This is a genomic window from Paraburkholderia denitrificans (genome assembly GCF_042655705.1).
Lineage (GTDB): Bacteria > Pseudomonadota > Gammaproteobacteria > Burkholderiales > Burkholderiaceae > Paraburkholderia > Paraburkholderia denitrificans.
Genome location: NZ_JBHSMP010000038.1, coordinates 225,260 through 244,385, shown reverse-complemented (window position 1 = coordinate 244,385; position 19,126 = coordinate 225,260). Strand labels below are relative to the sequence as shown.

Here is a 19,126-nt window from a genome sequence, read left to right as displayed (position 1 = left end):
TTTGCTGCAAGCGGAGGCAATCATACAGTGCGCTTACCGCACAGATCAAGCAGTTTCAGGGTGGCGCGGGCCACGGTGGCGTGGCCCGTGCCACCTATCAGCGTGAAGCCGCCGCGCGCCGCTCCTGCGACTGCCCCTCATCGTCAGGGTCGCCTCCTTCGCGGCGTTCCCGTGCAAGCACTGGCGCAAGCGCTGCGCCAGTATGGCTCGCCGTCACTTTCACAAGTGCTTCGGGGTCTGCCGCAGCCACGATCGTCCCGCCGCCCACTCCGCCCTCCGGACCGAGGTCGATAATCCAGTCGGCTTCGGCAATCACGTCGAGGTCATGCTCGATGACGACGACGCTATGGCCGCCATCGGCGAGCCTGTGCAGCACGCGAATCAGCCGTGCAACGTCGGCCATGTGCAGCCCGACCGTCGGTTCGTCGAGCACGTACAGCGTATGCGGTGCTTTCTGGCCACGCCGCGTGATGTCGTCGCGCACCTTGCTCAGTTCCGTCACGAGCTTGATACGCTGCGCCTCGCCGCCCGAAAGCGTGGGCGATGGCTGGCCGAGCGTCAGGTAACCCAGCCCCACGTCCTTCATCAACTGCAACGGGTGCGCAATGTTCGTGATCGGCGCGAAGAATTCGACAGCCTCGTCGATCTCCATCGTCAGCACTTCGCCGATATTGCGGCCACGCCACGTGACCGCCAGTGTTTCCGAATTGAAACGCTGCCCGTGGCACACATCGCACGGCACTTTCACGTCCGGCAAAAAGCTCATGCCGATCGTGCGCACGCCCTGCCCCTCGCATGCCGGACAACGGCCGTCGCCCGTATTAAACGAGAAGCGCGATGCGCTATAGCCGCGTGCGCGCGCTTCGAGCGTATCGGCAAACAGGCGTCGAATCGCATCCCACACGCCGATATAGGTCGCTGGACACGAACGCGGTGTCTTGCCAATCGGCGTCTGATCGACTTCCAGCACGCGATCGATGCTCTCCCAGCCCGTGATCGAATCGCATCCTTGCCACGCGTGCGCAACGTCGATCTTCGGCTTCACCGCACTGCGCGCGAGCACGCTGGCGCGCTTCGCGGCCGCCGTGGGCGCACCCGTTTGCGCGGCCTTGCGTGCACGCCGCTCGGCGGGCGACGAGAGCGTCGAGCGCCCCACGGCATCGAGCAGATTCGCGAGCAGCACATCGCGCGCGAGCGTCGACTTGCCCGAGCCGCTCACACCCGTGATCGCCACCAGACGGCCCAGCGGAATCTGCGCCGTGACGTCGCGCAGGTTATGCAGTTTTCCGCCGTGCACGGTGAGCCATTGCGCGGGAACCGAGTCGCGTCCCGCGCGCGCTGCAATGACTTCGCGGCGCGCCTGGATCGGATGTACGATCGGCTGTGCGAGATAGCGCCCGGTCAGCGAATCAGGCTGTGCCGCGAGATCGGCGACATTGCCCTGCGCCACTACGCGTCCGCCGCGTTTGCCCGCACCGGGGCCGATATCGATGATATGGTCCGCGCGGCGAATCGTGTCCTCGTCGTGCTCCACCACCACCAGCGTATTGCCCTTTTCGCCGAGACTGCGCAGCGCGTCGAGAAGAATCTGGTTATCGCGCGGATGCAGGCCGATAGTCGGTTCATCGAGCACATAACACACGCCCTGCAGATTGCTGCCGAGTTGCGCCGCGAGGCGGATACGTTGCGCTTCGCCGCCCGAAAGACTCGGTGCGGCGCGGTCGAGGCTCAAATAACCGAGGCCCACTTCTTCGAGGAACTGCAGGCGGCTGCGAATCTCGCTCACGACGTCGCGCGCAATTTGCGCATCGCGCCCATTGAGCTGCAGCGTATCGATCCAGCGGCGCGTATCGGCCACTGTCCACTGCGCGACGTCGACAATCGGATGCGCGTCGAACGTCACGGCACGCGCAACCGGATTCAGGCGCGTGCCGCTGCAATCGGGGCACGGCGTATCGCCGACGCCTTCGGGCTCCTGCTCGTCAGACGGCAGCGTCTGCTCGCGGCCGCGCCCGTCCTCGCCAACAATCGTGTCGTCGTACGCCGCGCGCTGCTCGCGCGTCAGCGCAAGACCCGTTCCCACGCAGGTCGTACACCAGCCATGTTTGCTGTTGTACGAGAACATGCGCGGATCGAGTTCGGGATAGCTCGTGCCGCACTCCGGGCACGCGCGCCGCGTCGACAAAACCTTGATCGTGCCCACACGCGACGTCGAGCCACCGTTGCCGAGCACCTGGTCGAGCCCGTCGAGCGGTGCAAGCAGATGGACGATGCCCTTGCCTGCCTCGATCGTCGCATCGAGCAAGCGGCGCAATTGCACCTCGTTTTCCGGCTCGATCACAAGATCGCCCACCGGCAGTTCGATGGTGTGCTCGCGAAAGCGATCCAGTTTCGGCCACGGCGCGACCGGAACGAACTCGCCGTCCACGCGCAGATGCGTGTTGCCGCGCGCCTTCGCCCATTTCGCGAGATCGGTATATACGCCCTTGCGGTTCACGACGAGCGGCGCGAGCAAGCCGACGTGCTGACCTCGATGCTCGCGCAACAATTGCGCGACGATCGCATCCACGCTCTGCGACGTGACCGGCGTGCCGTCATGAATGCAGTGCTGCACGCCAAGCTTCACGTAGAGCAGGCGCAGGAAGTGCCACACTTCGGAGGTCGTCGCGACCGTGCTCTTGCGTCCGCCGCGCGAGAGGCGCTGCTCGATTGCGACAGTCGGCGGAATGCCGTACACGGCGTCCACTTCGGGGCGCCCTGCAGGCTGCACGATCGAACGCGCGTAGGCGTTGAGCGATTCGAGGTAGCGGCGCTGCCCCTCGTGGAAAAGGATGTCGAATGCGAGCGTGGACTTGCCGGAACCGGACACACCCGTAATGACATTGAAGCGTCCGTGCGGAATGTCGACGTCGAGCGCCTTGAGGTTGTGTTCGCGTGCATTGACGATGCGCACCACGTCCTCGCCCTGCACTTCGCGGCGTGCCGCCGCTGCGCGCAGCGCCGACTGCAGTGCAACGCCTTCCTCTTCCGCAATGAGTGCACTCGCCGCCGTGCCGAGCGCCGCCTCGTAGCGTTCCAGCGCGGCGCCGGTGTGCGACTGCGGACATGCGATGACGTCATCGGGCGTGCCGACGCACACCACTTCGCCGCCAGCGTCGCCGCCTTCCGGCCCGAGGTCGATCAGCCAGTCGGCGGCGCGGATCACGTCGAGGTTGTGCTCGATGACGAGCAACGAATGACCGCCCGCCAGCAGCTTGCCGAACGCGCGCATCAGCTTCGCGATGTCGTCGAAGTGCAGGCCGGTAGTCGGCTCGTCGAACATGAAGAGACGCCCGCCCACTGCCGCATCCTTGCCGCGCGACTGCGCGGTCTCGGCCAGATAGCCCGCCAGTTTCAGACGCTGCGCCTCGCCGCCCGAAAGCGTCGGCACCGGCTGCCCGAGTTTCACGTATTCAAGGCCGACGTCGACGATCGGCTGCATCACACGCAATACTTCGGCATCCTCGCTGAAACACTGCACCGCTTCGCTCACGGTGAGATCCAGCACGTCCGCAATCGAAAGCGTGCGGCCCGCACGCTCGATTTTCACTTCGAGCACTTCCGCGCGATAGCGGCTGCCGTCGCAGTCGGGGCAACGCAGATACACGTCACTCAAGAACTGCATTTCGATGTGTTCGAAACCCGAGCCGCCGCATGTCGGGCAGCGGCCCTCGCCCGAGTTGAAACTGAACATGCCCGCCGTATAGGCGCGCTGTTTCGCGAGCGGCGCCTTGGCGAACAGCTTGCGGATTTCGTCGAACGCGCCCACGTAGCTCGCCGGATTCGAGCGCGCCGTCTTGCCGATCGGCGACTGGTCGACGAAGACGGCATCGCTGATCTGTTCCGCGCCGCTCAGCGCGCGATAGACACCGGGCGATTCGGTGGCCTTGCCGAGATGCCGCGCGAGCGCCGGGTAGAGCACGTCCTGCACGAGCGTGGATTTGCCGGAACCCGAAACGCCGGTCACCACAACGAGGCGTTGCAGCGGAATCTGCACCGTCACGTCACGCAGATTGTGCTCGCTGGCGCCTTCGAGCAGCAAACTCCGCGTCGCGGCATCGACGGCGCGACGCGCCCAGTGCGAGGCGTCGGCGACCGTGCGATGGCCGCCCAGGTACATGCCGGTCAGCGTGTCGGACGAACGGATATCGTCGGGCGTGCCGTCGTAGACGATCGAGCCGCCGCGTTCGCCCGGCCCCGGGCCCATGTCGATCAGACGGTCGGCAGCCAGCATCACCGAAGGATCGTGTTCGACCACAACCAGCGTGTTGCCTGCGTCGCGCAGCCGATGCATGGCCTCGACGATACGGTTCAGGTCGCGCGGATGCAGACCGATGCTCGGTTCGTCGAGCACGAACAGCGTCTTCGTGAGCGACGTGCCGAGCGCCGTGGTCAGGTTGATGCGCTGCACTTCGCCGCCGGAAAGCGTGCGGCTTTGGCGGTCGAGCGTCAGATAGCCGAGCCCCACGTCGCAGAGATACTTCAGCCGCGTGCGGACTTCGGCCAGCAGCAGCTTCAGCGCATCGTCGAGCAATGCGGAAGAAAGCGAGAGATTGTCGAAGAAACGCCGTATCCGCTCGATCGGCATCAGCATCACATCGTGCAGTGTGAGACCCGGCAACGCTTCAAGTTGCGCGCGCATCCATTCGACGCCATGCGGCATGAAGCGTGCGGCGGGTGCAAGCACTGCGTCCGCGTTGGCTTGCGTACCGAGGCGCCACTGCAGCGCCTCCGTTTTCAGGCGCGCGCCGCCGCAGGTTTCGCATGGCGTATAGCTGCGGTACTTCGAAAGCAGCACACGAATGTGCATCTTGTACGCCTTCGATTCCAGATACTGGAAGAAGCGCTTGACGCCGTACCACTGGGTCTGCCAGTTGCCACGCCAGTCCGGCGCGCCGTTGAGCACCCAGTCGCGCTGCGGCTGCGTCAGCTCGGACCACGGCGTATCGCGCGGAATATCGGCCTTCGCGGCATAGCGCATCAGATCGTCCTGGCACTCCTTCCACGCAGGCGTTTGCAGCGGCTTGATCGCGCCGCCGCGCAGCGTCTTGCGCGCATCGGGAATCACGAGCCCCCAGTCCACGCCGATCACGCGGCCAAAGCCGCGGCACGCGTCGCAAGCACCATAGGCCGAGTTGAACGAGAACAGCGCCGGCTGCGGATCGGCGTAGCGTATGTCGCTGTCCGGGCAATGCAGGCCGGTTGAAAAACGCCAGATTTGCGCTTCGGCCTGAGCCTGAGCATCGTCGCCCGGGAGCACGTAGACATTCACGCGTCCGCCACCACGCTTGAGTGACGCCTCGATTGCCTCGACGACGCGGCTCTTTTCCGCGTTCTGCAAACGGAAGCGGTCGGCGACCACATCGAGCACCTTGCGCGTGCCCTCGCCCGACTTCACTTCGCGCTGCGCCTGCACCCGCGTGTAGCCGCTCGCCGAGAGCCACTGCGTGACTTCTTCGTCGGTGGTCGTGTCGGGCAGTTCGACCGGGAATGTCACCACCAGACGCGGATCGCCCACCGCAGTGCGCGCCCGCAGTTCCGAGTAGATCGTTTCAGGCGTGTCGTGACGCACAGGCTGAGCCGTGACGCGATCGAACAGGTCGGCAGCGCGCGCGTAGAGCAGCTTCAGATGGTCGTTCAGCTCGGTCATCGTTCCAACCGTCGAACGCGAACTGCGCACCGGGTTGGTCTGGTCGATGGCGATGGCGGGCGGCACGCCGTCGACGCGGTCGACCTGCGGGCGATCCATGCGATCGAGAAACTGGCGCGCGTAGGCACTGAACGTTTCGACGTAGCGTCGCTGGCCTTCGGCGTAAAGCGTATCGAAGACGAGGCTCGATTTGCCCGATCCGGACGGACCGGTCACGACCGTCATTTCGCCGGTGTGCAAATCGAGATCGAGGTTCTTGAGATTGTGCTGACGAGCACCACGGATTCTGATGGTTCGGTTTTCGCTCACTTGCGCTGGCATTCCGGCTAATCACACGGCAGGAACCGGTCGGCGCGCGGCGGCGCGGCCCGGCAACTCGGAGCGTGGCGCAGCCGGACGTCGCCGGGCGTGCTCCACACTGACAGATTCAGATTCTACTGTACATTTATACAGCCCGCCGGGGGCGCGGCCCGGGAGCGCCCACCCGAAGCGGGGCGTGGCGTCCGCAAGCCGGCCGAACGGGTTAGCCGTCCGGCTAGGGCCGCTGGCGGGACCGTTAGTTTACGGCGCGGCGCGATCTGCTGCCGCCTGCCACAGGTCTTCGTAGGCCGACTCGACGCCACGCGCGAACAACGCGCCGTCAATCAGCGGCGAGCGCCCCATGCGTGCGCGCAGTCCGGCGCGCAGGCTCGCGCACGATGCGGCAAAAAATCAATTCCCGCACGTTTTTATGCCTGGACGATGCCTGCTCGTAGTGACGTGGAGAGACGCGGAGTTTATAGCACGGCCCCGAATCATAATTGCCAAAGACCTTTTCCGGAACCGGAAAACGTCTTCATGTCGCCATTGATAATTGTTTGGTTTTTGGCGACCAGTTTGGCGTTGCGGGGGCAGCGTCCCCGTTAGCAATTCGGGTTCGTGCGTAGATTCACCGTGTTGCGTACGCGTGATTGAAATCGCACTTCCGGATGTTGATCCGCATCGCTGCGCCGATCTGTTCGGGAATCGCGGCAAAGCGCGTGTTCGTAGCTGGGGTGCCATTGCCGTATGCGGTGATCGCCGCATCGAGGCGCTGCCGGTTGAGTTCGAGTACGTCTTCAAGGCAGGCGCTTGATCGTCGCGGCAGCCATCGCAACGACCAAACGCCTGCTACAGCTTCGTTTGGTGAAAGGCGGCTTTACTTACCCATCGCCGGGTCCGAAATACCGTCCTTGCCGTTTTCCATTCGGCCCGCAAAGCGGCGCATGAAATCGCCTTGCGTCACAGATACCGTGAAGTCGTACCAGTTGCCTTGCCGCCCGATTGGCCAGTGCTGGTCGAGCGCTTTTTCGGGCGGAATCTCGAACGTCCATGGGCCGTCCGAGCGATACGCATTCGGCTGCACGGAGAACGTACAAGCCGACGCCCCCGTGTTCATCAGCGTCACATACACCTGGTCATTCGCGACGTCGTAGCACACGCGAATCTCCGGCGCACTCGCACCCACGGCGGCGCTCGCTGTCAAGTCGCCGCGGAACGCGCGGTGAAAGCCATTCGGGCCAAGCACCCACAGGTCGTATTGACCGTCGTCGGTAGCGAACACGTCCCAACTGTCATGCAGATCCTTGCCCGGCTCGATCGCATAGCGGCGTGGCACGCGATCGAGATTCCGACGGTCGTAGACGTGAAACACGGCTGCTGCCGAGCCGCTGTTGCGGAACAGCAAACGCATGACGCGATTGGGCAAATCTTCGCGGCCGCTCACGTGCAATTCGTAGGGCAGCGCGCGCGATGGGCGCGTGCCGGAGCGCTGAGCCGGTGCCCGCTGCGCGTCTACCGACGGTAGCGGCACCTGCGGGAGCTGTTCCTGATCCGTGCGGATTGTGTCCGCGGTCGCACGATCGCTGTTCGGCAACGACGCCGTCCGGTCGTTTGGCGTGACGAAATCGAACGCGGACGTGAGGTCGCCGCACACCGCGCGCCGGAATGCACTGATGTTCGGTTCCTCGACCCCGAAGCGCTGCTCGATGAAACGCAACACGGACGTGTGATCGAATACCTCCGAGTTCACCCAACCGCCGCGGCTCCACGGCGAGACAACGTACATGGGAACGCGAGGGCCCGGGCCATACGGCTTACTGTCCGTGTGGTATTCGCCCGCCGTATTGATGGTCGACTTGCCGCGAAGCACGGGGTTGCCGTTGACCGTCTCGTAGGACGGCGCGCACGGCGGCGGTACGTGGTCGAAAAAGCCGTCGTTTTCGTCGAAATTGACGATAAACACCGTCTTGCTCCAGATAGCGGGATTCGCGGTGAGCGCATTCAACACTTCCTGCGTGTACCACGCCCCCTGCACCGGACTCGACGGCGATGGGTGTTCCGAATACGTGGCAGGCGCAACGATCCACGATACCTGCGGCAGTGTGCCGGCCGCGACATCATCTCTTAGCGACTGCAGGAAACCGCCATCGGGCATGGTGTTGCTGAATCCCTTCAGCAGTGGGCTTACCGCTTCGTCCGCCACCGTCCATGCAGGATAGGGCTTACCGCTGGGCTCGTTGCCGCGCGCTTTGTTTGCGTCGCGATATGCCTCGAAACCGGCGAGCGGATTGTCAGTGTAGTTGTTCGGCAGATTTTGATAGACCTTCCACGACACGCCCTTTTTCTCCAGGCGCTCGGGATACGTGGTCCACGTATAGTTCTGCAGTTTATTGCCATTCGGCGGCACCAGACTGTCGCCGTCGTTGTTGGTAGCCGGACCGCCGTTTGCGCCCGTTGGATCGTTGTTACCCGTCCAGAGAAACAGGCGATTCGAGTTGGTGCCACCGTGAAACGAGCAGTGGTAGGCATCACACAGCGTGAACGCATTCGCGAGAGCGAACTGGAACTCCAGTTCCTGTTCTGTGTAATAACCCATCGATTGCGTGTATTTGTGGGTTGGCCACTTGTTCATCCGGCCGGAATCCCAAGCCTTTTGTGCGTCCGGATACGAATGCGGCGTGCCACTCACGCGCTGTGCGTTGCCAGCGGTACTGTCGAGGTGATACGGCAGCACCACGCGGCCAGAGCCTTTGAGTGCATAGGTCTGCTGCCAAACGTCCAGGCCACCGGCAAGCGGGATCGGGAAGCGATCGCCGAAGCCGCGTACGCCCGGGAGCGTGCCGAAGTAGTGATCGAATGAACGATTTTCCTGCATCAGGATCACGACGTGCTCGACATCTCGAATCGTGCCCGTCGCATTGTTCGCCGGGATGGCAAGCGCGCGCCGGATCGACGGCGGAAAGCTGGCGAGTACGGCTGTCGCGGTAGCACTAGTGCCCGCGAGTTTCAGAAAATTGCGTCTGCTGTTCATGTTGGAATGCATGTTCGAATGAGGACAGAAAGGCGCTTACGGTGCGCAGTGCAGATCCGGTTTGGTTTCCTGCGGCTTATCAGGCCCGCCCGGTTGTGTCGGCTGGCCTGTCGGCGGACGCGTTTCCTCGCCGCCACACGCGGCGAGGACCGTGCAGAAGAGGACGATCCCAAACCAGCGCAGGGATCGCATGTGTTGCAAGAAGGGAATGTCGGACATGGAAGATGAGCTCCTGTACATGCTCGATGCGAGTAATCGAGTTGTAAGTTTAGAATGTCTTATTGTAATTATGGTGACAGGACCCAATAACATCTCGGTCGCTCAGTTCCTGACGCGCTAGCGCACCTTGCTTGCGTCCCTGCGCATCTTCGCGGAAAAAAAAGCATCTACGCACACACCCGCATTGTTAACAGCGGTGCGGCCCCGGCCGTTGCGCGCAAACGCCACCGCACCGCGCCGGATTCACCCAGCAACGCCCATTTCAGCGAGTGAGCATATTCATCGCGCACGGAACGGCTTTCCTTCAAACTTGAAGCGGGTACGCGGCATAACCGGGATGCGCGCCGCATCCGGACGCCCCGCCGCACTGGAGCCTGACCATGAGCAAAACGATGCAAGCCGCCGTTGTCCGAGCCTTTGGCCAACCGCTCGTTCTCGAGGAGGTCGCCGTTCCGGAACCGGGTCCGGGCGAGCTGCTCGTGAAAATCGAGGCCTGCGGTGTCTGTCACACCGATCTGCACGCCGCGCATGGAGACTGGCCGATCAAGCCCCAGCCGCCGTTCATTCCTGGGCATGAGGGCGTGGGCTATGTCGTGGGGGTCGGCAGCGGCGTCACCCGCGTGAAGGAAGGCGACCGCGTCGGCGTCCCCTGGCTCTATTCGGCATGCGGCCATTGCGAGCACTGTCTCGGCGGCTGGGAAACGCTGTGCGAGCAGCAGCAGAACACCGGCTACTCGGTCAACGGCGGCTTCGCACAATATACGAAGGCCAACGCGAGTTATGTAGGCCTGCTGCCGTCGAACATTGATTTCATCGAGGTGGCGCCGGTACTCTGCGCGGGCGTCACGGTATACAAAGGACTGAAGGTGACCGATACGCGGCCCGGCAACTGGGTCGTGATCTCGGGTGTGGGCGGACTCGGACACATGGCCGTTCAGTACGCGCGTGCGATGGGCCTGAACGTCGCGGCCGTCGACGTTGACGATGCGAAACTCGAACTCGCCAAGCGCCTCGGCGCCACCGTAACGGTTAACGCAAAAACGACCGATCCCGCCGCTTATCTCAAGAAGGAAATCGGCGGCGCGCACGGGGTGCTCGTCACCGCTGTCTCGCCGATCGCGTTTTCGCAGGCGCTCGGCATGGTGCGCCGGGGCGGAACCGTATCGCTGAACGGCCTGCCGCCAGGCGACTTTCCGCTACCGATCTTCGACATGGTGCTGAGCGGCGTGACGGTGCGCGGCTCGATCGTCGGCACGCGGCTGGACCTGGAGGAGTCGCTGATGTTCGCGCAGGAAGGCAAGGTCAAGGCGACGGTCAGCACGGACAAGATCGAAAACATCAACGACGTGTTCGCACGCATGGAGCGCGGCGAGATCGAAGGCCGCGTCGTGCTCGACATGGCAGGCGGCTGAGCGGCCTGCGACGTTTTTTGCCGATATGAAAACGGGCGGGCTCCGCATGGGATACCCGCCCGGCTCCACAGCCCGCAAAGGCTGCGCAATACTACATGCGCTTACGCGGCCACGTCGACGCCCGTAAGCGACTTCACGTCAGGCGGCTCCGCAAGCCATGCGCCCACTTTGGCACGATAGGCCAGATAGTGCGCACTCTCGCGATGGGCCTGCACCGCCGCCTCGTCCACGTAAGTCTCGTAGAGGTGAAAGCCCGGCACGCCGTCAGCACGCCGCAGCAAATCGTAACGCCGGTTGCCCGCTTCAGCGCGAGACGGCGCAACCATGCCGCGCAGTTCCGCTTCGAGTTCGGCCACGTGCTCCGGCTTCGGCGTCAGACTCGCAAAAAGGTACACGCTCATCGTTCGTTCCTCATCGTCAAAAGATTTGCGGATCGGCAACCATCAGCCAACCTTGTAGCGATCGAGCCAATGCGCGTATGGCGCGGGCAAAGTCCACGCCGCACGCGGAACACCGAGTTCGCGCGCCGCGTGATACGGCCAATGCGGGTTCGCCAGATGGGCGCGGCCCACCATCACGAGGTCGAGCTGTTCGGACGCCACCGAGCGTTCGGCCAGCGCCGGCGTATCGATACCCCAGGCGGAAGCGACGGGCAGGCCGACGGCGCGGCGCACCTTCTGCGCGATCGGCGCAAGGAACGCAGGGGCCCACGGGATCTGCGCGGTCGGCGTCGAAAAGCCGACACTCACGCTCAACATGTCGAGCCCTTCACGCTTGAAACCCTTCGCAAGTTCGATCGATTCGGCAAGCGTCTCCTCATCGCGGCCATCGTATTCGATCACGCCGAATCGCGCCGTCAGGGGCAGGCGCTCAGGCCAGACCTTGCGCACGGCAGCCAGTGTTTCCAGCAGGAAACGGCTGCGGTTTTCGAGGCTGCCGCCGTATGCATCGGCGCGTTGATTCGAATGTGGCGAGAAAAAGCTCTGCCCGAGATAGCCATGGGCGAAGTGCAGTTCGAGCCACTCGAAGCCCGCGTCCAGCGCCCGCTTTGCCGCCGCAACGAAATCCTCGCGCACGCGGGCGATATCGTCGAGCGTCATCGCCTTCGGCACCTTCGGCAGATTGGCGCCGAACGGAATCGCAGACGGCGCGATCGTCTGCCATCCACGCGCATCTCCGTCGGCAATGTGGTCGTCGCCTTCCCAGGGACGGTTCGCGCTCGCCTTGCGGCCCGCGTGCGCGATCTGGATGCCCGGCACGGCGCCAGCCGCCTTGATCGCGGCCACGGTCGGCGCGAACGCCTGCGCCTGCGCGTCATTCCACAAACCGGCGCAGCCCGGCGTGATACGTCCCTCGGGCGACACCGCAGTCGCCTCGGCAATCAAAAGGCCCGCGCCGCCGCGCGCAATCTGCGCGAGATGGACGTGATGCCAGTCGTTGATGACACCGTCGACGGACGAGTACTGACACATCGGCGGCACCGCGATACGGTTGCGCAAAGACACATCTTTGAGCTTGAACGATTCGAACAATGCGGACATCCACTACTCTCCTGGAAGACGCAGGCCGCGGTAACCGCGACACCCACGCCAGGTTGAAAATTCAGATATTTCCAATCGGCAACGCGTAGCCGCACTGCCGCCACGCGGGCAGCACGTCAGGTTGCCCATCGGAATCGGAAATGACGGACGAGGCCGTGCAAACACGGCGCGCGCAGCCTCGCCCAACGAATCATTCGGCTGCCGTGTGCGACAAGCGCAGTGAGGTGCGGCACGTTACAGACCAATTGGACCAGTCGTCGAATAATCTCATATAGTCTGCGGAGGCATTCCCTCACCCGGCAGTACCCACCACGTGCTATCGGGATTTCGGATCGGCAACTCACTTGCAAGCGAGGAACTCATGGCGTCCCGCACCCTGCTCTGCTACGGCGATTCCAATACGCACGGCACCAAACCCCTGACGCTACCTGGCGTGTTCGAGCGCTTTGGCCCCGCCGACCGCTGGCCAGGCGTACTCCAGGCGGCGCTTGGCAACACCTGGAGCGTCATCGAGGAAGGACTGCCCGCGCGTACCACCGTCCACGACGATCCGATTCAGGGCCAGCACAAGAACGGACTCTCTTACCTGCGTCCATGCCTCGAAAGTCAGTTACCAGTGGACGTAGTCGTGCTCATGCTCGGCACCAACGATCTCAAAACGCGGTTTTCCGTCACACCAGCCGATATCGCAAATTCAGTCTCGTTGTTGCTCGAAACACTCATCGCCTGCCGTGCTGGACCGGGCGGCGCCACGCCGCACGTCCTGTTGATCGCACCAGCACCGATTGACGAAGTGGGTTTCCTCGGCGAAATCTTCACAGGCGGTGCAGCCAAATCGCGACTGCTCGCGCCGCTCTACGAGCGTGTCGCCGTGAAATTCGGTTCGGCGTTTCTCGACGCGGGCGACATCGTCAAAGTGAGCGATACCGACGGCATTCACTACGAGGCCGAACAGCACCACCGCCTCGGCAAAGCGGTTGCCGAACTGGTGAGTCATCGCTTCGGCACCTGAAATTTTTCCCTATCTCCGAAACGACACTCCGCACCCAAATGCAAGACGCCGCCGGGACAAAACCCAGGCGGCGCTGCTGTTCGTTAACTCCGCTTATGCGTAGCGCACGCCAGGAAACGAACTGCTACGCGAAAGATGTCCGGTCCGATAAATGGTGGATCCACGGGATGAAAAGGACAGTACGCTGTGACGGGAAGACGCGCGACCAGAACGCGCACAAGGTCAACTGACCCGAAACAGAGCGCATCATGCAAATCCGATCGCGGCGGCCTGAGAAAGAGGAATAGCTAACGCTTCTAATCGCGACGCCCCGTCGCATTCCTTCCGGATACGCAAGGTTTATACTTCACCTCGTCTCCTCCATGTTTTACCTCAATATGGATTCAAGCCCGCCATCTCGCGGGCTTTTTTTCATCGCGGATTACCGATCGAATCCGTCATCCCTGAGCGACGGTCAGTCTCGCCCGGAGCACTCGCTCAATGCGGACATGCAGCGACTTCGATATACGCCGCTTCACGCCGCGCGATATACGTGCGACTGTGAAGGGACACCTCCTGAACCTTGGTTTCCAGCGCGAGATCGGCAAAATCCCCCGCAATCACAAACTGTCAGATATCGAGGGTATCTACGCCCGTCGCGCGGCGTAATCCTACCCAACCTGCAACGGCCGAAACCGTCGTCACGATACCCTGCGATACTGCGAATTGCTTGACCGCGCGCGTCTGTGCAGCCGCCTGGCTCGTCGCACCGAACAGGAAACCCCACCAAACGCCACGGATGAGCGATGCCGAATAACCGATCCGAATTTTTTACCAGGGTCTACAAGGAAAATCTCTGGAAGAGCGCAGAAAGCCGATCAGGTTATGGGTCGGCTCAGCGTTTCACAAAGAAGCTGGCCGAAGGACTCCCCGTCGCTTTGCGTAAGCTCGGCGTATCTCGTCTGCTCGACCTTCCATGTGGTGACTTCAACTGGATGAAAGCCGTCGATCTAGCCGGCATCGATTACATCGGCGGTGACATCGTTCCCGACATGATTGACGCCAACACCACAGCCTACGGCTCGCTCTCCCGGCAGTTTGTTGTACTTGACATCGCAGCAGATATTCTGCCGTCTTCAGACATGATCTTCATACGTGACTGTTTCATCCATTTCTCGAACGAGCTTATCTTTCAGTCGTTGAAGAATATCGTTCGAAGCGATATCCGGTATCTGTGTTTGGGTACGCTTCCTCGCAGGCTTTATCCTCAAATTGCCAATATCGATCTGGCTGGAAATCAAAATGGCGTCAACTTCGAATACCGGCCTGTCCAATTCGAGTCGGCACCCTATTCTTTTCCCGAACCTATCCTTGAGATAGAAGACCACACGGTGGATTCCGGCGCTCACTGGGTCACGACAATGGCGGTATGGGAAATGTCTACTATTCGGAATTTGCTGCTCGACGCGACGACGCTACAAAAATAGTGGCAACAGTCGCTTGAACAGAGATGAGATAAACAACCAGAGACAAGTGCGATAACCGTAGGCCTGACCAGGACGAGATGCTACCAATTGGCAAGGACGTTGAAAATCCGTTCCAGCATTTGAAAACGACGGCGACCCCGCAAACCGACGACCGCCGTCACTCAAACATCATCGCCCGCATCGAAAAGTTTGCTCTGGCGTCGCTCGATTTCCTCTTGACGAACCGCCTTCACAATCGCATAGACCCATTGCAGCGACAGGCCGAACTTCCGCGCCAGTTCGCTGTGATTCTCCCCATTGAACTCGGCGTATATCTGGCGATCTCGCCGGGACAGCTTCAGAGCCTTGCCCATCGGGAAATAGAGATTCTGGCCGCCCCAATGCAACGCCATGCGTTCGGCGACCTCTTCTCCAATCATGGCGGCCACGTCTTGCCGGACAGTTGCCAGCTCGACGAGCATGTGCGCTACCTGTTGTGCAAGATCGGTCAGCAACTCCAGGTTTCTTTTCTGCTGTTTCGATTTGGTCTTCATACTGCCTCCTTTATGCGATCCCGCCATCGCTTCAAATGTTCGATAACCCGCGATGCCTGCGCGGAACTGAGCCAGTCGAGTGCGTCGGCACCAGTCATGCGCTTGACGAAAGCGGCCAATGCTTCCTCAGCCCGATTCTGCACAGCGCCGCACGCCGCCAGCTCGAGCCACAAACCACGGATCATCTTCGATTGAGCGTCATCGGCCTGACGACACGCCCCTTTACTGGAACGAACCTTAAATCCGCAGCGTTTCAGATGCTCCAGAACCTTCTCCAGTTCCGTAACCGTAAGATCGGCGGAAGATGCTTTGCCTCCAATCTGCCTCAGCACGCTACGGTAGCTGTCGTCGTGCATGTTTAAATCCCGTTTTGCAACGTGAATCAAACGAATGAGCCTCGGCCGAAACTGAGGCCCCCGGTCAGTTTTCGAATGCATTGATGTCCTCCGCGTTCATCGACACTCAGTAGGGTGAACACCGCGAAACGCTCACGGCAAGCGAAATTGCCCAACGTCGCGCGTACGCATTCGCCGTCGCGGTATCGAGTACAATTTGGATCGATGTCGATCATGTCGCCACTTCCCACGTCACCAGTACGCCCATCCAGATGACGCAGGCAAACTGACGATGGCCTCGCCGCAGGATAGACACACCGCCCGCGAGCTGTCGCAACAGGTCGGACGATTTCTCCGTGTACGGACGAATGCGGATCATCGGCCGGCCGCCATCACGAGGCGCGATTTCTTCGGACAGCACCCGGTAGCCCAGCCCACGCAGCGCCCGCGCACAAGCGTTCAGCAACGTGAGGCGCGACACGCATTCCGCATCGAATACCCGTGCGCCATCAGACAGGCGCTTTCGCGGGGCCGACAGGTTCATCTGCACGATGGCGCTCATCTCAGACTCCCCTGATGACATCCGCTGTCACGACCGGCACGCCGAGGCCAGCAGCCAGATTCATCGCGGCGGTCATGAGATTGCCGACCGCCAGCGGGTACAGGAGCGACACGGTTTCGGCACGATCGCGCCGCGTGCCGGTCATCGTGAGCCGCGCGCGCAGCGCGTCGATGCCACTGGCGTCGATCACGTCGCCGACCGGTTTGTCGAGGCGGCCGAACCTGAATCGCAGGTATTCGTCCAGGCGGGCGCCATCGAACGGAACGAGCTCGACCATTTCGCATCGCTGCACGACTTCACGGACATCCTGATTGCGCTCGGAGAGTTTGACCTTCAATTCCGGCTGGCCGATCAGGATGATCGACAGCAGCTTCTTAAAGCCCATTTCCAGTTCGAAAAACCGCTTCAGATGCTTGAGCGTAGCAATCGACAATGCGTGAGCCTCATCGATTACGAGGCAATGGCGATAACCCGCTGCATGGCTTTCTTTCAGCGCCTTGTGCAATTGCGCGAAGCGCGCTTCGGGGCTGCTCCTGATTTTCTCCAGCGGAGCGACAGCGGCCATGATCGCCTCGGCGATATGCGTCGCCTTCAGCGTTTTGCCCTTCTTGTCGTTGTCTTCCATCGCCAGCACATACGGCTTGATCACGATGATCGAGTGATTCTCGCGCGTCACCCGGTCTTCGAGGTCGCGCATCAGCGTCGTTTTTCCACCGCCCGATTCCGACACGACCGCCAGCAGCCCACCATGTTTCGCGGTCTGAAACATCGCCTCACGCACATATCGGATGTCCGGGCTGACGAACATGTCTTCATGCGAGTGGATATCGTCCGCGAACGGATCGCGGAACAGACCAAAGTGTTTCCGTGTGGCAGGTGCGAGAACCTGTTTGCGCAGCAACATGGATTCCTCCTGGTTGAGATCGGTATGGCCGTGCGGCCGGGGGACCGGGCAGTCCGCCGAATCCGCCAGGATTCTTTGCGGACTACCCAGCTTCACGACTTCATCGAAAACGCCGGAATCGGCATCCGGTACGCCCTTGTGCCGCAAGTAATCGAGAATGCGCATCCGCAGTGCGACGTTGTCGAGGCTGCGCGGCCACGCACCGTGATTGACGATCTGAGCGACCGCCGCATGCGAGAGATTGAGATGTTTTGCAAGTTCGCCTTGTTTAAGGCCGGCGCGTTGCAGGACGTTTTTCAGAATCAGCATCATCGACCTCCCGCCGCTGCGCGCACGACCTGCAGCGGCTGCTGAAGATCCGCGCGCGGGCCGGTCAGTTCGGCGACGATCGCGTCGAGTTTCTCTTGCGAAACGCCATCGGGATAGCGCTGCTGCAGCCAGCGAAAGCGCTCGGATGACCATTCGCCGCCCGCCGCCTCGACAGCCGCCTTGATCCGTATCGCGGCCTCGATCAGCGAAAGCGCCGCCACTTCGATCTTGGGTGCGGAAAGCTCATGCGCAGTCCCACGACGCGGCAGGTAGGCCGGCAACTCGACATCCGCCAGATACGAATGCGCGTCAAGGCGGCCTTCGAATGGCGTAACGCGCCTGGCGCGCGCGGCCTCGGCCTCTTTCGACGACATGCCTGGATAGGCCTGAGCGTCCATGTCAGCCGCCGCGCGCTCAATAGCGGTATGCGGCATGGCCCTGTATTCCTCGCCGACAATGGCGGCGTTCAATGACTGGCCGAACGCGTCGTAGCTCTGCACCGGTTCGACCTGATAGACACGGTCCTCACCGTTGTAGACGCGCACCGTCACCTGAATGGCGCGGTCACCGAAGATCAGCGCGGATACCGAGACCTCATCGCCGCAACACACGCCATCGAGACCGCGCAGACTATAGTCAGCGGAACGTTTTGCCTGAGGATGCCGATAGGAAATCATCAGATCCGCACGCACCTTGCGCGTTTCTTCCCGGGCCGTCATGAAGGCACGGCAGACGTCGACCGGCGGCAACAGCACCAGCTGCTCGGGACGAATCAGCTGCCACAGGTCGAAGCGCGCAACAGGCTCGTCCAGCCCAGGCCGGTGCAATCGCGTGTCCTGCCCGGGGATCAGCCCGGCGTTCCACGGAGTGCTCCAGGCCACCGCCGCCGCGTTCAGTTGTTCGATGCTGTCCACGGGTTCGAAGCGCAAACGCGATTCGAACTGCGTTTCGACGATGTTGTTGCCGACCTCGACGCCGCCCTTGACGCGCGCCTGACCGGCCTTGTGCTCGAGCGTGCGAACGCCGAGCGCACGGCACAGGTTTCCGATCGCGGCACTGGTGTTCGCGCTCCCCTTGTCCCACAGCAGGAACTGGCACAGGCCATGGAAAACGCGGCCCGGCTGCTGCCCCCAGGCGAACATCAGAAAATTGAACAGGTTGTGCTGATTCTCGCCCGCCGCTTCGCAATACCACACGATGATCACGCCGCTCGCGCGGTCGTACAGAACGTAGCGCCATACCTTGAACTTGACCTTGGCGTAGTTCTCCAGCTTGTTCTTGTAGAACTCGCGATCGCGCATGATGTACTGACTTCCCTTGAGGTAGTACACCAGGCACAGCGACGGATCGACCTCATGCAGATAATTCGGATGCGGAGCGCGCAGCGACTGCACCGGATTCGCGTGCCGCTGCGAACCGGCATTCAGCTTGCGATCGCGCATCAGGCGATTGAGCTGGCCGTTACTCACCTTCAGCCCAACGCCGTTTTGCTCCAGCATGCCGCGCGCAGTCGTGGTGAACAGCGTTTGCTTGCCGTTGTCGCGCACGGCTTCGCGCTGGACCGAACCGAGCATCGTCAAGGCCTGTTCGCTGACCGATGTCGAGCCCTTGTCGGCGCGCGCCTTCCGGGTCGTTTTACGCCCGGCAACCCGCTTTAACTGGCGATAGACCGTCTGAACCGACCACCCGAGAAACTCTGCCGCCTCCCGCACCAACGGCGTTTGTTCGCCGTGACGGGCGGCATCGAGACGGCGGGCCAGGTCACGCAGCATCTCGCGTACGTCCGGAGGCACCGAAGTTGCCATGGTCAGCC

The 19,126-nt window shown here is 62.1% G+C and carries 14 protein-coding genes; 4 read left to right on the top strand and 10 right to left on the bottom strand.

From position 1 onward, the window contains the following. Nucleotides 1–97: 97 nt before the first annotated feature. Nucleotides 98–5,998, bottom strand: a complete 5,901-nt coding sequence (uvrA, locus tag ACFPTO_RS23730; RefSeq protein ID WP_377715285.1) for an excinuclease ABC subunit UvrA — start codon at nucleotides 5,996–5,998, stop codon at nucleotides 98–100. A gap of 637 nt (nucleotides 5,999–6,635) precedes the next feature. Between uvrA and ACFPTO_RS23725 the strand changes: the two genes are divergently transcribed. Beyond that, on the top strand, nucleotides 6,636–6,803 hold the full coding sequence (locus ACFPTO_RS23725; protein ID WP_377715283.1) for a hypothetical protein: 168 nt from the start codon (nucleotides 6,636–6,638) through the stop codon (nucleotides 6,801–6,803). Between the two features lie 63 nt (nucleotides 6,804–6,866). Here ACFPTO_RS23725 and ACFPTO_RS23720 read toward each other — a convergent pair whose 3' ends face one another. Both ACFPTO_RS23720 and ACFPTO_RS23715 read right to left on the bottom strand, forming a co-directional pair. Then, nucleotides 6,867–9,020, bottom strand: coding sequence for a phosphocholine-specific phospholipase C (locus ACFPTO_RS23720; protein ID WP_377715281.1), 2,154 nt, complete (start codon nucleotides 9,018–9,020; stop codon nucleotides 6,867–6,869). 36 nt (nucleotides 9,021–9,056) lie between these two features. After that, a complete protein-coding gene (locus ACFPTO_RS23715) occupies nucleotides 9,057–9,239 on the bottom strand; it encodes a hypothetical protein (RefSeq protein WP_377715279.1) in 183 nt (60 codons plus the stop codon). 380 nt (nucleotides 9,240–9,619) lie between these two features. Here ACFPTO_RS23715 and adhP point away from each other — a divergent pair, with 380 nt between their 5' ends. Further along, nucleotides 9,620–10,651: an alcohol dehydrogenase AdhP gene (adhP, locus tag ACFPTO_RS23710; RefSeq protein WP_377715277.1), complete on the top strand. Its 1,032-nt coding sequence runs from the start codon at nucleotides 9,620–9,622 to the stop codon at nucleotides 10,649–10,651. A 101-nt stretch (nucleotides 10,652–10,752) separates the two neighbouring features. Here the strand turns inward: adhP and ACFPTO_RS23705 are convergent, their stop codons facing one another. Beyond that, nucleotides 10,753–11,052: a putative quinol monooxygenase gene (locus ACFPTO_RS23705; protein ID WP_377715275.1), complete on the bottom strand. Its 300-nt coding sequence runs from the start codon at nucleotides 11,050–11,052 to the stop codon at nucleotides 10,753–10,755. Between the two features lie 42 nt (nucleotides 11,053–11,094). After that, on the bottom strand, nucleotides 11,095–12,192 hold the full coding sequence (locus ACFPTO_RS23700; RefSeq protein WP_377715273.1) for an NADH:flavin oxidoreductase/NADH oxidase: 1,098 nt from the start codon (nucleotides 12,190–12,192) through the stop codon (nucleotides 11,095–11,097). A gap of 361 nt (nucleotides 12,193–12,553) precedes the next feature. Between ACFPTO_RS23700 and ACFPTO_RS23695 the strand changes: the two genes are divergently transcribed. Then, nucleotides 12,554–13,204, top strand: a complete 651-nt coding sequence (locus tag ACFPTO_RS23695) for an SGNH/GDSL hydrolase family protein (protein WP_377715271.1) — start codon at nucleotides 12,554–12,556, stop codon at nucleotides 13,202–13,204. A 785-nt stretch (nucleotides 13,205–13,989) separates the two neighbouring features. Beyond that, nucleotides 13,990–14,670 (top strand): class I SAM-dependent methyltransferase, encoded by a 681-nt coding sequence (locus ACFPTO_RS23690; protein ID WP_377715269.1) that lies wholly within the window; start codon nucleotides 13,990–13,992, stop codon nucleotides 14,668–14,670. A 161-nt stretch (nucleotides 14,671–14,831) separates the two neighbouring features. Here ACFPTO_RS23690 and ACFPTO_RS23685 read toward each other — a convergent pair whose 3' ends face one another. The 5 genes from ACFPTO_RS23685 to ACFPTO_RS23665 form a co-directional block, all read right to left on the bottom strand. Continuing rightward, complete coding sequence (locus ACFPTO_RS23685) at nucleotides 14,832–15,203, bottom strand: Mor transcription activator family protein (RefSeq protein WP_377715267.1); 372 nt, start codon at nucleotides 15,201–15,203, stop codon at nucleotides 14,832–14,834. Then, a complete protein-coding gene (locus ACFPTO_RS23680) occupies nucleotides 15,200–15,559 on the bottom strand; it encodes a regulatory protein GemA (protein WP_377715265.1) in 360 nt (119 codons plus the stop codon). The genes ACFPTO_RS23685 and ACFPTO_RS23680 overlap by 4 nt, the downstream gene beginning before the upstream one ends. 211 nt (nucleotides 15,560–15,770) lie before the next feature. Beyond that, entirely contained in the window at nucleotides 15,771–16,100 is a 330-nt protein-coding gene (locus ACFPTO_RS23675; RefSeq protein WP_377715263.1) for a hypothetical protein, read from the bottom strand. 1 nt (nucleotide 16,101) lies between these two features. Further along, nucleotides 16,102–17,316, bottom strand: a complete 1,215-nt coding sequence (locus ACFPTO_RS23670) for an ExeA family protein (RefSeq protein WP_377715261.1) — start codon at nucleotides 17,314–17,316, stop codon at nucleotides 16,102–16,104. Then, complete coding sequence (locus tag ACFPTO_RS23665; protein ID WP_377715259.1) at nucleotides 17,313–19,118, bottom strand: integrase; 1,806 nt, start codon at nucleotides 19,116–19,118, stop codon at nucleotides 17,313–17,315. Before ACFPTO_RS23665 ends, ACFPTO_RS23670 begins: the two co-directional genes overlap by 4 nt. Nucleotides 19,119–19,126 lie beyond the last annotated feature (8 nt).